General features: G+C 39.7%; 15 protein-coding genes and 2 pseudogenes. 14 read left to right on the top strand and 3 right to left on the bottom strand.

Annotated elements, in window-relative coordinates:
• The first annotated feature begins 10 nt into the window (after window positions 1–10).
• From obgE to pheA, 3 genes are all read left to right on the top strand, one after another.
• Window positions 11–1300, top strand: a complete 1290-nt coding sequence (obgE, locus tag NST21_RS20235) for a GTPase ObgE (RefSeq protein WP_056525531.1) — start codon at window positions 11–13, stop codon at window positions 1298–1300.
• A gap of 40 nt (window positions 1301–1340) precedes the next feature.
• A complete protein-coding gene (locus tag NST21_RS20230) occupies window positions 1341–1790 on the top strand; it encodes an ACT domain-containing protein (protein WP_053347150.1) in 450 nt (149 codons plus the stop codon).
• Between the two features lie 130 nt (window positions 1791–1920).
• The gene (pheA, locus tag NST21_RS20225) at window positions 1921–2796 is read left to right on the top strand and encodes a prephenate dehydratase (RefSeq protein WP_057218884.1); all 876 of its coding nucleotides are present in this window, start codon (window positions 1921–1923) and stop codon (window positions 2794–2796) included.
• Window positions 2797–3082: 286 nt separating this feature from the next.
• Here the strand turns inward: pheA and NST21_RS20220 are convergent, their stop codons facing one another.
• On the bottom strand, window positions 3083–3616 hold the full coding sequence (locus NST21_RS20220) for a transcription repressor NadR (protein ID WP_053347147.1): 534 nt from the start codon (window positions 3614–3616) through the stop codon (window positions 3083–3085).
• A 46-nt stretch (window positions 3617–3662) separates the two neighbouring features.
• Window positions 3663–4790 (bottom strand): IscS subfamily cysteine desulfurase, encoded by a 1128-nt coding sequence (locus NST21_RS20215; protein WP_340890910.1) that lies wholly within the window; start codon window positions 4788–4790, stop codon window positions 3663–3665.
• A gap of 103 nt (window positions 4791–4893) precedes the next feature.
• Here NST21_RS20215 and nadB point away from each other — a divergent pair, with 103 nt between their 5' ends.
• From nadB to NST21_RS20165, 10 genes are all read left to right on the top strand, one after another.
• Window positions 4894–6477, top strand: coding sequence for an L-aspartate oxidase (gene nadB, locus NST21_RS20210; RefSeq protein ID WP_340890909.1), 1584 nt, complete (start codon window positions 4894–4896; stop codon window positions 6475–6477).
• Window positions 6458–7309, top strand: coding sequence for a carboxylating nicotinate-nucleotide diphosphorylase (gene nadC / locus NST21_RS20205; protein ID WP_340890908.1), 852 nt, complete (start codon window positions 6458–6460; stop codon window positions 7307–7309). The genes nadB and nadC overlap by 20 nt, the downstream gene beginning before the upstream one ends.
• Window positions 7306–8412, top strand: a complete 1107-nt coding sequence (gene nadA / locus NST21_RS20200) for a quinolinate synthase NadA (RefSeq protein WP_057218878.1) — start codon at window positions 7306–7308, stop codon at window positions 8410–8412. The genes nadC and nadA overlap by 4 nt, the downstream gene beginning before the upstream one ends.
• 518 nt (window positions 8413–8930) lie before the next feature.
• Complete coding sequence (locus tag NST21_RS20195) at window positions 8931–9638, top strand: GntR family transcriptional regulator (RefSeq protein ID WP_340890904.1); 708 nt, start codon at window positions 8931–8933, stop codon at window positions 9636–9638.
• A gap of 143 nt (window positions 9639–9781) precedes the next feature.
• A complete protein-coding gene (locus tag NST21_RS20190; protein WP_340890901.1) occupies window positions 9782–10357 on the top strand; it encodes a hypothetical protein in 576 nt (191 codons plus the stop codon).
• Window positions 10358–10532: 175 nt separating this feature from the next.
• A complete protein-coding gene (locus tag NST21_RS20185) occupies window positions 10533–11315 on the top strand; it encodes an energy-coupling factor transporter transmembrane component T (RefSeq protein ID WP_340890898.1) in 783 nt (260 codons plus the stop codon).
• Window positions 11315–12163: an energy-coupling factor ABC transporter ATP-binding protein gene (locus tag NST21_RS20180; RefSeq protein WP_340890897.1), complete on the top strand. Its 849-nt coding sequence runs from the start codon at window positions 11315–11317 to the stop codon at window positions 12161–12163. The genes NST21_RS20185 and NST21_RS20180 overlap by 1 nt, the downstream gene beginning before the upstream one ends.
• On the top strand, window positions 12164–12994 hold the full coding sequence (locus NST21_RS20175; RefSeq protein ID WP_340890895.1) for an energy-coupling factor ABC transporter ATP-binding protein: 831 nt from the start codon (window positions 12164–12166) through the stop codon (window positions 12992–12994). It begins immediately after the preceding gene.
• 36 nt (window positions 12995–13030) lie between these two features.
• A complete protein-coding gene (locus NST21_RS20170; protein WP_340890894.1) occupies window positions 13031–13792 on the top strand; it encodes a BtpA/SgcQ family protein in 762 nt (253 codons plus the stop codon).
• 144 nt (window positions 13793–13936) lie between these two features.
• Window positions 13937–14884 (top strand): carbohydrate kinase family protein, encoded by a 948-nt coding sequence (locus NST21_RS20165; RefSeq protein ID WP_340890893.1) that lies wholly within the window; start codon window positions 13937–13939, stop codon window positions 14882–14884.
• Between the two features lie 297 nt (window positions 14885–15181).
• On the opposite strand, the pseudogene NST21_RS20160 reads toward NST21_RS20165, so the two are convergent.
• Window positions 15182–15451 (bottom strand): annotated as a pseudogene (locus tag NST21_RS20160) (neutral zinc metallopeptidase); the annotation flags it as partial.
• Between the two features lie 538 nt (window positions 15452–15989).
• Between NST21_RS20160 and safA the strand changes: the two are divergent.
• A pseudogene (gene safA, locus NST21_RS20155) lies at window positions 15990–16134 on the top strand (SafA/ExsA family spore coat assembly protein); the annotation flags it as partial.
• Window positions 16135–16446 lie beyond the last annotated feature (312 nt).

Raw genomic sequence — 16446 nt, 5'->3', positions numbered from 1 at the left:
AAGTGATAGCATGTTTGTCGATCAAACGAAAGTCTATATAAAAGGCGGAGACGGTGGTAACGGGATAGTTGCTTATCGTCGTGAAAAATTCATACCAAAAGGCGGACCTGCCGGCGGAGACGGTGGTAATGGAGCGAACGTCGTATTTGAAGTAGAAGAAGGCCTGCGTACGTTAATGGATTTCCGTTATCAGCGCCACTTTAAGGCACCGCGCGGAGAACATGGCATGTCCAAAAACATGCATGGTGCTGCTGCTAAAGATATGATTATTAAAGTTCCACCAGGTACAGTTGTAATTGATGAAAAAACCAAGGAAGTTATTGCTGATTTAGTAGAACACGGACAACGCGCCGTTATCGCTAAGGGTGGACGCGGCGGTCGTGGAAACTCTCGTTTTGCGACTCCAGCTAATCCTGCTCCAGAAATTGCGGAAAACGGTGAACCTGGACAAGAGCGCGATATAATTATGGAATTGAAATTATTGGCTGATGTAGGTTTGGTTGGTTTTCCTAGTGTCGGAAAATCCACTTTACTTTCTGTCGTATCTGCAGCAAGACCTAAAATTGCCGAATACCATTTTACAACGATTGTACCAAACCTTGGAATGGTAGAAACGGAAGATCACCGTAGCTTTGTAATGGCCGATTTGCCTGGCCTGATTGAAGGTGCTTCTGAAGGAGTAGGTCTTGGTCATCAATTCTTACGCCATATTGAAAGAACAAGGGTAATTGTTCATGTAATTGATATGTCAGGCCTTGAAGGTAGAGATCCTTATGAAGACTACCTGACAATCAACAAAGAGCTTGAAGAGTATAACCTGCGCTTGACTGAACGTCCGCAAATCATTGTAGCAAGTAAAATGGATATGCCGGATTCAGCAGAGAATTTAGCCGCATTCAAAGAAAAGCTTGAAGAAGACTTCCCAGTCTTCCCGATTTCTGCCGTAACACGTGTAGGAATCCGAGAGCTACTTTATGCGATTGCTGATAAAATCGAAGAAACACCTGAGTTCCCTCTTGATCATGAAGAAGAGAATACTGGAATCCACCGTGTTCTTTATAAACATACATCACAGTCAGATGAATTTGACATTGAACGCGAATCGGATGGAAGTTTTGCCGTCTCTGGATTCAAGATCGAGCGTCTATTCAAAATGACTGACTTCACTCGTGAAGAGTCCATCCGTCGTTTCGCTAGACAACTTCGTTCATTCGGAGTCGACGAAGGCCTTCGCCAAAAAGGTGCGACAAATGGTGATATCGTCCGTATCCTTGAATATGAATTTGAATTCGTTGATTGATTAGATACCATGATGGCAGGCAAAAGGAGGCGTGCTGAGTTTGAATAAGGCCGATCAGAAATTTTTCCTCGTTCGAGAGGATGTCCTTCCCGAAGCGATGAAAAAAACGCTGGATGCAAAAGAAATGATTGAACGGGGAAAAGCAGAATCAGTTTGGGAAGCAGTACAGCGAGTGGACTTAAGTAGAAGTGCCTTTTACAAATACCGTGACACGGTTTTTCCATTTCATACAGTTGTTAAAGAAAAGCTGATTACCCTGTTCTTCTATCTCGAAGATCGTTCTGGTACTCTATCGGAGCTCTTACGGCTCGTCGCCTCATCAGGTTGCAACATCATGACCATTCACCAAACGATTCCCTTGCAGGGACGAGCCAATGTTACCCTATCTCTAAACACGGGTGGGATGACGATGGATATTAATGATCTGCTTACTAAACTGCGTAAAATGGAGTTCGTCGAAAAAGTCGAAATTATTGGGAACGGCGCATAAAAAACAGCCTGTACATTCACATGTACAGGCTGTTTTTTTATCAGGGGACGATTTATCGATTAACTATTGTAAAAAATCAGAAAATGGCATAACATAAATAGTAGATTTTCCGTGAAAAGGGGATTATAATATGACATCAAAAATAGCATTTCTTGGACCGAAAGCAACGTTCACGGATTTAGCTGTATCGAGACTATTTCCTAATGATATAAAAATACCAATGAACACGATTCCAGACTGCCTTGATGCTGTTCGTGACGGGGAAGTGAATCACGCACTCGTCCCAATCGAGAATGCTTTGGAGGGTTCGGTAAATATTACGATGGATTACTTAGTCCATGAAGTGACATTACCGATTAAAGGGGAAGTAACGATTCCAATCCAACAACATTATATGGTGCATCCGGATCATGCATATCCTGGTTTTAAACCGGATATGGTTTATTCGCACTCACATGCTATCGCACAATGCCGCAAATTTCTACATAAAGAACTAAGGGGCATACCGTATGAATATGTCACGTCCACTGCGGCAGCTGCGAAAATGGTGATGGAGAATTCCGATATCAATATTGCTGCGATTGCAAATGACATGGCTGCGGCGGAGTATGGTTTGACGATTGTAAAACAAAATATTCATGATTATGAACATAATCATACAAAATTTATCGTCGTATCTAATAGCGATGTAGATTTTGAAGGGCATTTGACTACTGAGGGTGACAAGAAAACGACGCTTATGGTTCAGCTTCCTGCCGATCATTCAGGGCAGCTGCACCAAGTCCTTTCCGCTTTCTCTTGGAGGAAACTTAACCTTTCTAAGATTGAATCACGACCAATGAAAACAGGATTAGGCAATTACTTTTTCATTATCGACGTCGGAATGGCTCTAGACGATGTTCTCATCCCAGGTGCGATTTCTGAGCTTGAGGCTCTTGGATGTACCGTTTCAATTATGGGCAGCTATCCATGCTTTAAAGTCCAAAATGGTGTACCGCAAAGTTGATTTCTTTAAGGTTGAGAGTAAAGGTTCCTTTCCTCAAAGTTTGACCCAGATGCGGAATTGAACCGTTTAAGCTTACAAGGTTGCAACCTGTTTTCACAGAGAGATAAATGGTACAACCCTCTTAGTGCATTGATGAGGGAAAATACTTAATAAGAAAAGTGCCCCAGAAGTCTATTCCGGGGCATTTTTTTGTGCAAATTTATACAATGGCAACAATCAAATTTAAGCAAGTTTTTTCATAAAAACATCCTCAAAAGGTATAACTTTTGAGGATGCTTTCGTTTATTCAATCAACTAAAATGCCGGCATTTTTCAAGGCGTTCTCGGCTTCGTCAAGTAGTTCTTCAGAAGACGCGCTAAGTGTATGGAGATGAATGCCGCTTGTTAGTTCTGATAAAAAAGAAGCATTTGTTGCAGTTACTTTAGTGAGGAATTGCTGAACTTCTTTACGACTGCTGACCATAATGGAAGCAGTTAGGTCACCGTAAACGGGGTGCTCGATTTTGACATCTTTCACCGTAATGCCGATATCGACGAGTAAAAATAACTCTTCTTGGGCACGAGAAGGATCGTGCTGGCAGGCAATGGTCCGCTCCGGCTTTTGAGTGTTCCCTGTTTGTAAATACATATAGCCTTGGCTAGTAGCGATGATAGGTTCATTTCGTGCTTTCAAGAGTGTGATGTCACCGACGATAACCTGCCGGCTTACATTCGTTATTTGTGAAAGCTCGCTACCGGTTACTGGTTGCTCGCTTGTTTGCAATATATGTAAGAGTTTCGTCCGTCTTTCTTCACCAAGTAATTTCTTTTTTTCCATAATAATTCACCTCGTTATTTACAAACAGTTTACCACAGAATAGAGAATCTTATCGAATCACAGCTATTCCTGCAAGACAGTCTGCTAAGATACGAATATCGTCCACCGTCGTGTTTTTTCCAAAAGAAAGCCGGACAAATTGATGGGCTTCTTCTTCGCTTTTTCCAATAGCTATCATTGTTTTTGACGGATTTTGTTTGCCGATTTGGCAAGCGCTACCCGTGGATACCGCAAAGCCCTGCTGATTTAATTCTAGCATGATGTATTGTCCTTGTAATCCGGAAAATGTCAACGCCAGAATGTGAGGCAATTGCTGGTTTGACGCTTCGATAACTTGAAAATCAATCTTCTTTTCCTTGAGTAGCCGAATCAATTGCTGCCGAATCTGAAAAATCCGGTTTCGTTCATCTTCCATAGTTTTCGCTAATTTTTTTGCAGCCGTAACGAAGGAAGCTATACCGGGAACATTGACAGTCCCTGCACGAAAACCATGTTCATGAGTGATATTGGGTATTGAAGACTTTAGATGATGGATGCCCGGGAAAATGACGGCCCCAATGCCTTTTGGGCCATATACTTTATGGCTCGAAATAGCAAGACCATCACATACGGCAGATATCTCCTCAAGCGGTAATTTAGCAAATGATTGAACACAATCTACATGCAAAAAGGCATCATGTTCGCGAACGATTTTGCTTATTTGTTCGATAGGTTGAATGACTCCGATTTCTGAATTTACATGTTGGACAATGACTAAGCAAGTCCGCCCCGAAATACAATCTTGTAGATGTTCGATGTCAACACGGCCGTCTTTCAAATGACGTAAATACGTAACATCGAAGCCGTTGTTAGCAAGTTTGCTGACATAATTGGCTATGGATGCATGTTCAGTTTGGCTTACAATTAAGTGATTCTGCCAGGCAGGCTTTGAGGCGATGAATGTATCTATTGCGATCATGTTGCTTTCTGAACCGCCGCTCGTAAAGACGATCCCTTCCTTTTTTATGTCTAGCATTTCCGCTAATTGCTGCCGTGACATATCCAATAAACGTGCTGCATCTGATCCGATATCATGCAAACTGCTCGCATTGCCAAAAAACTTCCGAGATGCTTCAACAAAGACATCTAGTGCTTCATTATCCATCGGTGTCGAAGCCGCATAATCTAAATAAATCAAGAAATCACTTCCATCCTCTAAACTTAAAAAACTCTTGATAATAGTTTAATAATATGTAAATATAGTTGTCAAGACACCTGTCATAAACAGGAGGAATGAAATAATGGAAAGAACGGAAGTCGTAGTGATAGGAAGCGGCATTGCTGCATTGAAAACTGCGTTAGAAGTAAGCAAACATAAGCATGTGATACTCATCACAAAATCAAAGATTCGTCACAGTAATTCCTATTTAGCGCAAGGCGGCATTGCTGCAGCAATATCTGAACAGGACGAAGTATCTTATCATAAAAAAGATACGTTGGCAGCCGGTCAGAAATATAACGAGGTACATGCTGTCGTCAAATTGGTAGAAGAGGCTCCCTTGGTGATATCTGAACTCATCCAATCCGGTATGCAATTCGACCGCGATCAAGATGGCGGACTTATGCTTGGCATGGAGGGTGCGCACAGCCAAAGAAGAATCCTTCATAGTCATGGAGATGCTACAGGTAAGTACATTATGGAGCATCTAATAGATGGCTTGAAAAAATCAACGATACAGGTGCTCGAGGATACTGCAGCGGTGGAATTGATTATAGGAAAAGATGGTTCTTGTATTGGTGTCAAAACGCTGCAAAAGGAAGGCGGATTTGTATCTTACTATGCAGAACAAACTGTCTTGGCAACAGGTGGCTGCGGTTCTCTATACAGAATTACTTCGAATTCACAGACTGTTTCAGGAGATGGAATCGCACTTGCTTTCAAAGCTGGGGCACGAGTGCGTGATATGGAATTTATCCAGTTTCATCCGACTCTTCTTTTTATTAATGGTAAAGCAGAGGGGCTCGTTTCAGAGGCGGTCCGCGGTGATGGTGCACAATTAGTGAATGAAATGGGCAAGCCCATCATGGAAGATGTCCACAGAATGAAAGACCTTGCACCAAGACATATTGTGGCACAGACGATTTTTTCTTATTTGCAGCGCGGTGAAAAGGTATTTTTGGATATTTCGATGATTAAGGATTTTAAAAAACGTTTTCCAACTGTGACTTCATTATGTGAAAAAAGCGGTATCGACCTTAAATTCGGAAAAATCCCGGTTGCACCTGGAAACCATTTTTTGATGGGTGGAGTTGAAGTGGATCAATGGGGACAAACTTCCGTCGCCTCCTTATATGCAGTTGGTGAAGTAGCTTGTACTGGCGTTCATGGAGCAAACCGTTTGGCAAGCAATTCACTTCTAGAAGGGCTTGTTTTTGGAAATACGCTTGGTCATTTCCTTGCTCATATGCCCTCAAGAACCATACCGTTAGAAACAGAGCATTCCAAATGTTACACCCTTTTATCCGCAATACCTGATTTGGCTACATTGCAGGAAATGTTAATGAGCGAAGCAGGAATTGTTCGAGATGAAGCGGGTTTAACTCGTTTAAAGGACTATCTTGAATCTTTTGATATAGAAAAATTTCTGCATATGGAAGTTACTGCATTATCAATAAACGAAATAACAAAAATCAATGCCATACTCGTAGCGTGGCTGATTGCTGAATCCGCTTTGACTAGAACGGAAAGCAGGGGCGGTCATTTTCGCAGTGACTATCCAAGGGAAGATGACTCCTTATGGCTGAAAAACTCTGTTATCCTTGCTTGCACGGATGTGAAAAACCGAGTGAAAGGGAGAAGACTATATGAACACATTGAAGCTTAAGCAGATGCTGCAACAATTTTTGATAGAAGATATAGGTGAATGCGATGTAACGAGTGATACGATTTTTAATCAAGATGAACAGGGGACTTTGACGTTCATCGCAAAAGAAGATGGCGTCTTTAGTGGGAGTGCTGTCATCAACACGGGATTTGCGCTACTGGATCACCAAATACTGGTTGAACTGTTTGTTCAAGATGGAGGAGTGTTTGAAACAGGACAGCAGCTTGCAAGAATAACCGGCAATATGGCTTCGCTTCTAAAAGGGGAAAGAGTAGTTTTGAATTTAGTGCAACGCATGTCCGCTATTGCAACACAGGCGCATAAAGCAACCATGATTTTAGCTGGTACAAAAACAAGGGCTTGTGATACTAGGAAAACTACACCAGGTCTGAGGATGCTTGAAAAATATGCGGTCCGATCTGGTGGGGCCTTCAATCACCGATATGGATTGTATGATGCCGTCATGATTAAGGACAACCATATTTCTTTTGCCGGTACTATCACGAAGGCAGTACAAACAGTCAAAGCTAAGCTGGGACATACCACGAAAGTCGAAGTGGAAACGGAATCAGCAGATCAAGTGCAAGAAGCAGTTGAAGCAGGTGCCGATATTATCATGTTCGATAACCGGAGTCCTGAAGAAATTAAACAACTGATCAAATTGGTGCCTGAACATATTATCACTGAAGCTTCAGGTGGGATTAACTTGACTAATTTAGCTTTATATCGGGAAACAGGGGTTGATTATATATCATTGGGCAGTTTAACGCACAGTGTTAGGGCACTTGATATTAGTGCAAAGGTTGCAGAACGTGAGGGGGTAATTAAATGAACATACTGGAGATGGCCAAAACAGCAGGGAATGTATTACCTGAAACATATAAAGCGATGACAAAGGAGGAAATGGAGAGGCGGGTCCGTAAGATTAAACAGCAACTTGGGAGCCGATTGTATATTCCAGGTCATCATTATCAACGTGAGGAAGTCATTCAATTTTCGGATGTAACTGGTGATTCACTTCAGCTAGCTCAACTTTCTGCGCAAAATCGTGAAGCGGAGTACATCGTGTTTTGTGGCGTGCATTTTATGGCTGAAACAGCCGATATTTTGACAACAGAAGGACAGACAGTTATCCTGCCGGACATGCGTGCGGGCTGTTCGATGGCAGATATGGCGGATATTGACCAAACAGAACGTGCTTGGACAAAGCTGCAGTCCATGTTTGGTGATACGATTCTTCCGCTAACATATGTCAATTCAACAGCGGCAATCAAGGCTTTTGTCGGAAAAAACGGCGGAGCGACTGTAACTTCTTCAAATGCACAGGGAATGGTCTCTTGGGCCCTCTCGCAAAAAGAACGAATTCTCTTCCTTCCGGATCAGCATCTTGGGAGGAATACAGCCTATGACCTTGGAATCCCGTTGAAGCAGATGGCTGTTTGGGACCCTCATAATGATGAATTAATCTATGAAGGGGAGCTAGAAGACTTGAAGGTGCTTCTTTGGAAAGGGCATTGCTCTGTTCATGAAAACTTTACAACAGCGAATATTGAAACGCTTAGGGCTGAGCAACCGGAAATGAATATAATTGTTCATCCAGAATGCCGCCGTGAAGTAGTCGCCTTATCAGACTATAATGGTTCGACATCCTATATCATTAACATGATTGAAAAAGCAAAATCAGGAAGTTCCTGGGCAATTGGCACGGAAATGAACCTTGTCAAGCGGCTTATCGCAAATAATCCTGACAAAAATATTATCTCTTTGAACCCGAATATGTGTCCATGTCTCACGATGAACCGAATTGATCTGCCGCATCTGCTTTGGGCTCTCGAATCAATTGCAGAAGGTACAGTAATTAATCCGATAAAAGTAGAAAAGAAGATTGCGGATAACGCCATTCTAGCTTTGAACCGAATGCTTGAACGTGTTTGAATAGATAAAGAACGTAAAAAATACGGTTTTAAAGGCGTTCGTCGTGCACCTCAGTTCTCAAAACGAAACGTTAATATCCTTTATATATCAACGTTTGCAGCCCTTTCTCGGATTATCGAGGAGGGTTTTTTGTGGTTTAGGAAACTATAAAAGATGATACAAACTCTGTCACTCTATATCTTAGTTAATAAATTTTCATTCAATAAAAACAGAATAATGAGAATGATCATGATTAGATGATAACTATTTGTTTAACATTCTTATTGAGAATAGAGAATACTCAAGTGAGGCACAAGAGATGATGGGGATATTGGTGTTCTCGAAGTTAAGAATGGTAAAACCTATCTAATTAGTGAAAACATTGCAAAAGGATTGGGCATGTTTTTCGTTCGTTTGCCCACTTAATAGTCACAATTGTAAGAAGAATTAAAAAAATCATTGACTAAATAAAAGTTGATTTGATAAAATCAACTTGTACACATAAGTGGATAACTGTATAACGATAAGGGGGTCATCTGTTGCTGGATAAAAATAATTTTGTTCCTCTCTATGTTCAATTGTATCGACAGCTACGAGAGCAGATATTAAACGGGGAATATAAGCAAGGAGAATTCATACCTTCTGAGACAGAACTTATGAAAGCGTTTGCGACGACAAGGGGAACAGTAAGAAATGCTATTTCAGTACTGGTTAATGATGGTTTGGTCCAACAAGTGCGTGGGAAAGGCACTCTCGTTTTGTTGAGGCCATTAAAGTACAATATTACAAATTTCGGTGGATTTACGGATTATTTAAATATCCGGAATGAAGTTGGTGTTTCAAAAGTATTAGATCAAAGCATCGTGTCATTGGAAGGGAAAAGTTTCTATAAATTGATTCGAGCACGAGGAGTCAAAAAAGGAGACACCACTACTTATCTAATGATAGATACTTCAATACTCCCCGTCGACTTATTTCCTGGGCTGGATCAATATGACTTTGAAAAAGAGTCTCTCTATCAAGTACTTAGAGAAAAATATCTAATTTATCCGAAACGCACAGAAATTGCCCTTTCACCTGTATCCATTGATAAGCAGACGAGGGAAATATTGCAGGTCCATGAAAATGAACATGCTCTACTGAAGGCGGAAGGTAGTATTTTTGACCAAAATAACATAGAAATCGAGAAAGTAAAGATCATTTATGCGCCAAATATTGAATTTAATATTATGACCGAACTGAATTAATCATTAATTTCTATCCCTTTAAATTTTGAGAAAAAGTTACCTAAACAGTTTTTTCCGTGATGAAAAGGTAGCATCATAGAAATAGTAATCAACGTTTGGAGCTCGGAATAATTCTGAGATTAATAGACAAGGAGGAAGATTTAATGAAAAATTCGTTTAAATTGACCGTTTTTTTAATTCCTATCGGTATTGCAGTCAACTTTATCGGAGGTCAGATTGTTTTATTGTTAAAGCTCCCATTGTATCTCGATTCAATCGGTACAATTGTTGTTGGTGCCCTATGTGGCGGAATTCCAGGTGTGGTTGTGGGTGCCATTACGAATTTAACGATTTCAATAACTAATCCAACCACACTCGCCTATATTTGGCTCAGTATCCTATACGGGCTACTTGCAGGTTTCTTAGCAAAACGGGGAATTTTTAAAAGTTTATGGAAAACAATTGTGGCTTCCTTAGGGTTTGCCGTTATCGGAGGCGGATTAGGTGCTACTATTACGATCCTAATGTTTGGTGGACTAGGTGCTGGTACAACAGGAATGATTACTGGCATGTTGATGACAATGGGTTTTTCAGTCGAGGTCGGTGCGTTTATGTCCGAGCTGTTTGCTGATCTGTTAGACAAAATACCAACGCTTCTTATTGTTTATTTCATCCTTAAGAGTATTCCAATGAGAACTTTAGTGAAGCTTCCGCAAGGTGAACTTTTTATTAACAAATAATAATGGGATCATGGATTCCATCATACCGGGCAGTTATCCCCGCTTTATAGATTAGATGAAGCCTAGAGGGATAACTTCCCGTCAAAGTCTAATTTGTGAACTAATAGTTGGGGGAATGAAGAAAACTCCTAACTGAAGCTAGACTCACTTTTTTCTTTTGGAAGGAGAGATACATGTGGATTATGAATTTATCCATTCGTTTAAAAAACCACAGCTAACAGGCAATTGGTTTTTGGATCTTAATCCATTAACCAAATTAAATATCGTTATTGCCCTTGCCATTGTTTCAATAATTTCGAAAAATTGGCAAGTGAGCGTTAGTATCATTGCTTTTTATTTTCTTTTAGCTGCCCTTGCTGGTCGTATTAAACCTTTTGCAAAGCTGTATATAAAATTAGGTTTGTTAATTGGTTCTTTGCTGTTCATTATGAGAGCTTTGTTTATCCCTGGAGAGACTTCATTATATAAGTTTTGGCTATTTACGATTACGCAAGAAGGGATCAATCAAGGTATTTGGTTTTCAACATTAGTCCTTTCGATATGTGGTTCGATCGTATTATATAGTCTTGTTACAAGGACTAAGGATTTAATGTATGCTATCGAAAAATTAGGTGCACCACAATCTACGTCATATATTATTCTAGCTTCCTTCCAGTCGATTATTGATCTTGGGGATCGGGCAAAGCTTATTATGGATTCACAGAGAGCAAGAGGGATCGAAACCGAAGGATCAATCTTTAAGCGGGTTAAAGCTTTTATGCCGATTATGGGGCCACTTGTTTTAGGAGCCATTACTAGTACGGAAGAAAAAGCGATTGCAATGGATGCAAGAGCATTTTTCGCACCTGCAAAAAATACGCATATGAGTGAGCTTCGAAATGTTCCTGTTTGGGAGAAAACTCTTGTTGTATTAATAAATCTTGCGCTTATTCTGTTTATCATTTGGAGGATATTCTAATGAATGATATCGAATTAAAAAATGTTTCGTATAAATATCCACTTAGTGAAGCCTTTGCTCTCAAAGATTTTCATTTTACATTTAAAAAAGGAAAGTTTTATGGAATTATCGGTTCAAACAGTGGAGGGAAAACCACACTTTGTAATCTTGTCCGAGGACTTATTCCACACTTTTACCAAGGTGATCTTTCAGGAGAGGTTCTTATTGAGGGAACGGATGTCCGTGAGTGGGACAGCCAATTATTATCCACAAAGATCGGCTATATTTTTCAAAATCCTTTTACCCAAATAAGTGGTGTGAGGGAGACTGTTTTAGAAGAAATCGCCTTAGGACTTGAAAACCTCGGTGTAGAAAAAGATGAGATGATTGACAGAGTAATCGACGTAGTAAAACTTTTAAAGATTGAGGATTTAATCAAGAAAAATCCCAATAATCTATCAGGTGGCCAACGTCAAAGAGTCGCTTTTGCCTCTATTATTGCAATGAATAATGACATTCTTGTTATTGATGAACCTACTTCACAGCTTGATCCGGAGACGACCTCTGATGTATTCGAGATTATCAATATGTTGAAAGCTCAGGGGAAAACGATTTTATTAGTGGAACATAAAGTGGACTTAATTGCTGAGTATTCTGATGAGGTTATCGTCATGGAAAAAGGACAAATGGTCTATAATGGGTCACCTTCAGAGGTTTTTTCAAATAAGGATTTATTGTCAAGGGGGGCGGCCTTTCCCCAAGTAGCACTGTTGAGTCATGAAATGAAGATGCTAGATAAGCCTTTTGATTATATAACGATTACCAAATCACAGACGAAAGAACAAATTATGAAGAGGATGGGATTGTAAATGGGAGCCATAGAATTAAAAGACGTAACCTTTGCATACCCAAACGGACATATTGCCAACGAAAATCTTCATCTCACCATAGAAAGTGGAGAAAGAGTAGCCATTGTCGGTCAAAACGGAGCAGGAAAGACAACTGCAGTAAAGCTTATGAATGGTTTGAATAAACCGACAAAAGGCGATGTTCTCGTTAACGGAATCAATACAAAAGAAAATACAACTGCTCGCATATCCGCTCAAGTGGGGTATGTGTTTCAAAATCCCGATGATCAAATATTTAATAGTAATGTAAAGAAAGAAATTGAATACATGCTGCACTATCTAAAGCTTGACAAAAAAGAGATTGATCGTCGTGTCAATCGAGCTGTTGAATTAACAGGCATTAGAGATTATTTAGAAATGAATCCATATGACGTTCCGTATTCAACGAGGAAGTTTATATCAGTTGCGGCTATTCTAGCTATTGAAACACCTTATATTATTTTGGATGAGCCGACTGCGGGGCAGGATTTGAATGGAATTAAAACGCTTACAACTCTTATGGATGTTCTAAGGGATGAAGGAAAGAGCGTGATTACGATCACTCATGATATGGAGTTTGTTGCTGATAATTTTTCAAGAGTAGTGGCCATGGCTAATAAGCGGATCATTGCAGATGGTACTGCTCGAGAAATATTTTGGAATCAGGAAGTTGTAAAGCAAGCAAAGATAAAGAAGACTCAAATCGCTGAGCTAGCTAATGAACTAGGAGTAGGCAGCGATGTCCTATTTAGAAATGAGCTTGTGGAATTATTAACGAACAAAGTTTTGTCAGTGGAAAGAGTTCATGAATGAGTTTCATTATAAAAATTATTTTTGAGGTGAAAGAATATGTGTTCTGAAAAAAGTAGATTTCTAGAATTGTTCAAAACAGAAAAGCCTGTATTAGCAATGATTCATTTAAAAGGTGATAGCAGGGAGGAAAAGCTGGAAATTGCTAAAACAGAAATAGATCAATTAATAGAAAATGGGATCGATGCTGTAATCATAGAAAACTATTTTGGCAGCCCAGAAGATGTCGAGGAAGTGCTGAAGTATATTAGTAAAGAACGAAATCATATGATTTACGGCATAAATATTCTTGACAACGACAAAAGAGCTTTTGAGCTCGCCATGAAATATGATGCTAAGTTTATTCAGTTAGATTCTGTTGCAGGACACTTAAATGTGGAAGATGATGTCGAATTTCATGACTTTATTCAAAAAATGCGCCAACAAACAAATGCTTTTGTCCTTGGAGGAGTCAGATTCAAATATCAGCCATATCTATCAGGAAAATCTTTAGAAGAAGACTTGAAAATCGGCATGAGCAGATGTGATGGGATCGTGGTGACGGGCACAGGGACAGGCATGGAAACGGATTTGGATAAAATTAAAGAGTTTCGCGCAATTATAGGTGATGATTTTCCATTGGTCGTTGGTGCTGGATTGACTGCTGAAAATTGTGACACACAACTTGCCATTGCTGATGCAGCAATTATAGGCAGCTATCTGAAAGATAATTATAAAGATTATGGGAACGTAAGTGTTGTGCATGTGAAACATTTTATGGGCGAGTTAGAAAAATGCCGCGAAAAGGAAAAATGCAAGTAATTAAGGTTGATATTCATGTGTTGGGAATGGAGGAGACGGAAGGAGAAATCTTGTTTTACTTTTTTCTATAACGGCAAAAGCTTATCCTTAAGCTTGACATCCCTCATTTTTCAAATGTGCACAAAAGATCACGGAGGTTTATTTATGAATAAAGACTATTCATTTTTCGTTGGAGATGTTGCGCTTGACGAATACTATAGAGCACCATACTGGCCAAATATCAGAGAAAAGGTACTAGTCGAGGCATTGCCACCTCAAATGGGTGGAAGCATAGCCAATGCAGCTAGTGTATATACTGCCTATAACGAATCTGTCTATTTTCTTTCATTGCTCAATAGTGGAAATATTTCACAAATGCTATGTGAGGATTTACGAAAGCAAGGAATTGATACTAGCTATGTTTTATTTGATGATACCCTTCCGGATGCAAAAAATATTATTATTCTAGCTGAGGATGATCATACTTTATTTATACCCACTTTAGGTATTCAGCAAATAGAGATTACTCCAGAGATACTCGACGCCATGTGTCGAGCAAAATATGTATACACAACGATAGTAGAAATTAGACCATTGCGCTGTGGTAAGATGAATGCAATTGAGATTATAAAAAAGATTAGAGAATCAGGTACAAAGATCGTTTGTGATCTTGATGTGGTTAACATCAAGGAAGGAGACGAAATTTTCTTTGAAGAAATTGATATTGCATTTTTCAATAAGGTTGGATTTGATGTGTATCGAAACGGAGCAACCTATGAGCAAGCAGTGTCAGGCTTACTGAGCTATGGAACGGAAATAGTAGTTGTTACATTAGCCGAAGAAGGCTGTTTGGTTTACACGAAAGATCAGAATATTCAAGTACAAGGAATATCGGTTGATGTGGTCGATGTTACTGGCGCTGGTGATACCTTTTGCAGTTCCTTTATGTATGCCATGAATAAATGTGATGATTTAAGAATGGTAGCCAATTTTGCCAATGCTGCCGCAGCTAGAGCTGTTACCATTATGGGAGCTCGTGGAGGCGTTGCTTCAAGCCAAACCATCCTTGAATTTATGAAGGAAAAAGGAATAGAAACGGGAACTGAAATATAATTGTTTCTAGGCTGAGACCCACTCAACTAAAGTTTAAAGCAGTAAAGTGCGAAAACGCTTGAAAAGAAATAGCCTTGCAGAACTTTTTTGCAAGGCTTTTGCGCCGGATTCCTCCAATGGGATTGTAAAATCCAATTTTAAATACCTGGGTTCGGGTGATACGGTGAATCATATGTATTAGGATATAATGGTAGCGGACAAACGTGTGCAAGTTATCAAAGAAACTGAGGTCTGCGGGTAAAGGAAAACTTCAATTTGGTATAGTAATAGAAAAAATTAGGAATCTATAAAGCGTACCTAGAGATTACTTGCTTTAAAGGTATCGCCTTCATTCATGTTTCCGGATTTAAATCCTTTATTAAACCACCGCTTTCTCTGTTCGGAGATACCATGCGTGAAGCTATCCGGAACAACATAGCCTTGTGCTTTTTTTTGAATACGGTCATCACCAACTCCGCTGGCTGCATTCAATGCTTTCTCGAGATCACCTTCCTCAAGTAAATTCTCTCCCTGGGCATGATGGGCCCAAACTCCGGCCAAATAGTCGGACTGTAATTCAAGACTAATCCAACTCCGCCTCCAATTCCAGCTACACCTTTGCCGCTCATTCCTCTTTTGTCCTCAACGTTTGAGCTACTCTGTCTTCCCTTCCATTTCATTATTTTTTTTCCTCCTAGAATGCAATTTATGTACCTGAAATACAGCCTTAGGTTATTTACTTTCTTATACCCGAATTTCCTTCAGTTTAGACAGAGGGAAGCCTTTGCAGGAAGAATTTCAATTCATGAAGGATCCAATGATAAAAAACCACTGCGATCCCTTTTCTAGGAATTCATGCAGTGGTTTCACTTCTAGTTATATTTTTTCTACATCAATCAAAGATAATGTTTCCTGAAAAAAGGATGACTCCAAAGTGAATGATATTTCTTTTTTCAGTATGTGAACCGTAACTTTTTCTTCTCTTAAAAGTTCCATCCTTGTTCCTGATTCAGTGATCCAATCATAAAAGTCAATTTTCATGCATAAGTTTTCATGATAAAAATAATAGCAATTTACCCACTACATCATAGTATATATGGACATATGCACAGGAGGGGTTAACAGCGTGAAAATTCATATAGTCCAAAAAGGCGATACGCTTTGGAAGCTCGCCAAAAAATACGGCGTCAGTTTTGAAGAACTGAAAAAAGTAAACGCGCAATTAAGCAACCCGGATATGATGATGCCGGGAATGAAAATTAAAATACCTGGAACATCTGGAGCTGTAAAAAAAGAAACCATTATACCCAGCACAAACATTCCATCAGGAATGAAAGAAACTCAAATTCAGCCTGCACATAAGAAAGAACAGCAAATTATGCCGAAACCGCCTATGAAAGAACAGCAGATCATTCCTAAAAAAGAACAGCAAATTGTTCAGCCAAAGCCTATTATTAAAGAAAAACAAATAGTTGTTCCGAAAGAAGTACCGGTACCCATTCCGGTAGTCCCGGAAATCGATATTAATAATTATTATATGGTCAATATGACTAATATGAGTGTGCAAAAGCCCCCAGCGCCAC

This window comes from Peribacillus sp. FSL K6-1552, from assembly GCF_038005205.1.
Lineage (GTDB): Bacteria > Bacillota > Bacilli > Bacillales > DSM-1321 > Peribacillus > Peribacillus butanolivorans.
This window is presented reverse-complemented; position numbering and strand designations above follow the sequence as displayed.

What these genes read in the sequence shown, in the direction of transcription:
- NST21_RS20190 (WP_340890901.1), top strand. Translation starts at nt 9,782, where the DNA reads ATGAAAAATTCGTTTAAATTGACCGTTTTTTTAATTCCTATCGGTATT.
- NST21_RS20175 (WP_340890895.1), top strand. Translation starts at nt 12,164, where the DNA reads ATGGGAGCCATAGAATTAAAAGACGTAACCTTTGCATACCCAAACGGA.
- pheA (WP_057218884.1), top strand. Translation starts at nt 1,921, where the DNA reads ATGACATCAAAAATAGCATTTCTTGGACCGAAAGCAACGTTCACGGAT.
- nadB (WP_340890909.1), top strand. Translation starts at nt 4,894, where the DNA reads ATGGAAAGAACGGAAGTCGTAGTGATAGGAAGCGGCATTGCTGCATTG.
- NST21_RS20170 (WP_340890894.1), top strand. Translation starts at nt 13,031, where the DNA reads ATGTGTTCTGAAAAAAGTAGATTTCTAGAATTGTTCAAAACAGAAAAG.
- NST21_RS20180 (WP_340890897.1), top strand. Translation starts at nt 11,315, where the DNA reads ATGAATGATATCGAATTAAAAAATGTTTCGTATAAATATCCACTTAGT.
- obgE (WP_056525531.1), top strand. Translation starts at nt 11, where the DNA reads ATGTTTGTCGATCAAACGAAAGTCTATATAAAAGGCGGAGACGGTGGT.
- nadA (WP_057218878.1), top strand. Translation starts at nt 7,306, where the DNA reads ATGAACATACTGGAGATGGCCAAAACAGCAGGGAATGTATTACCTGAA.
- nadC (WP_340890908.1), top strand. Translation starts at nt 6,458, where the DNA reads ATGAACACATTGAAGCTTAAGCAGATGCTGCAACAATTTTTGATAGAA.
- NST21_RS20165 (WP_340890893.1), top strand. Translation starts at nt 13,937, where the DNA reads ATGAATAAAGACTATTCATTTTTCGTTGGAGATGTTGCGCTTGACGAA.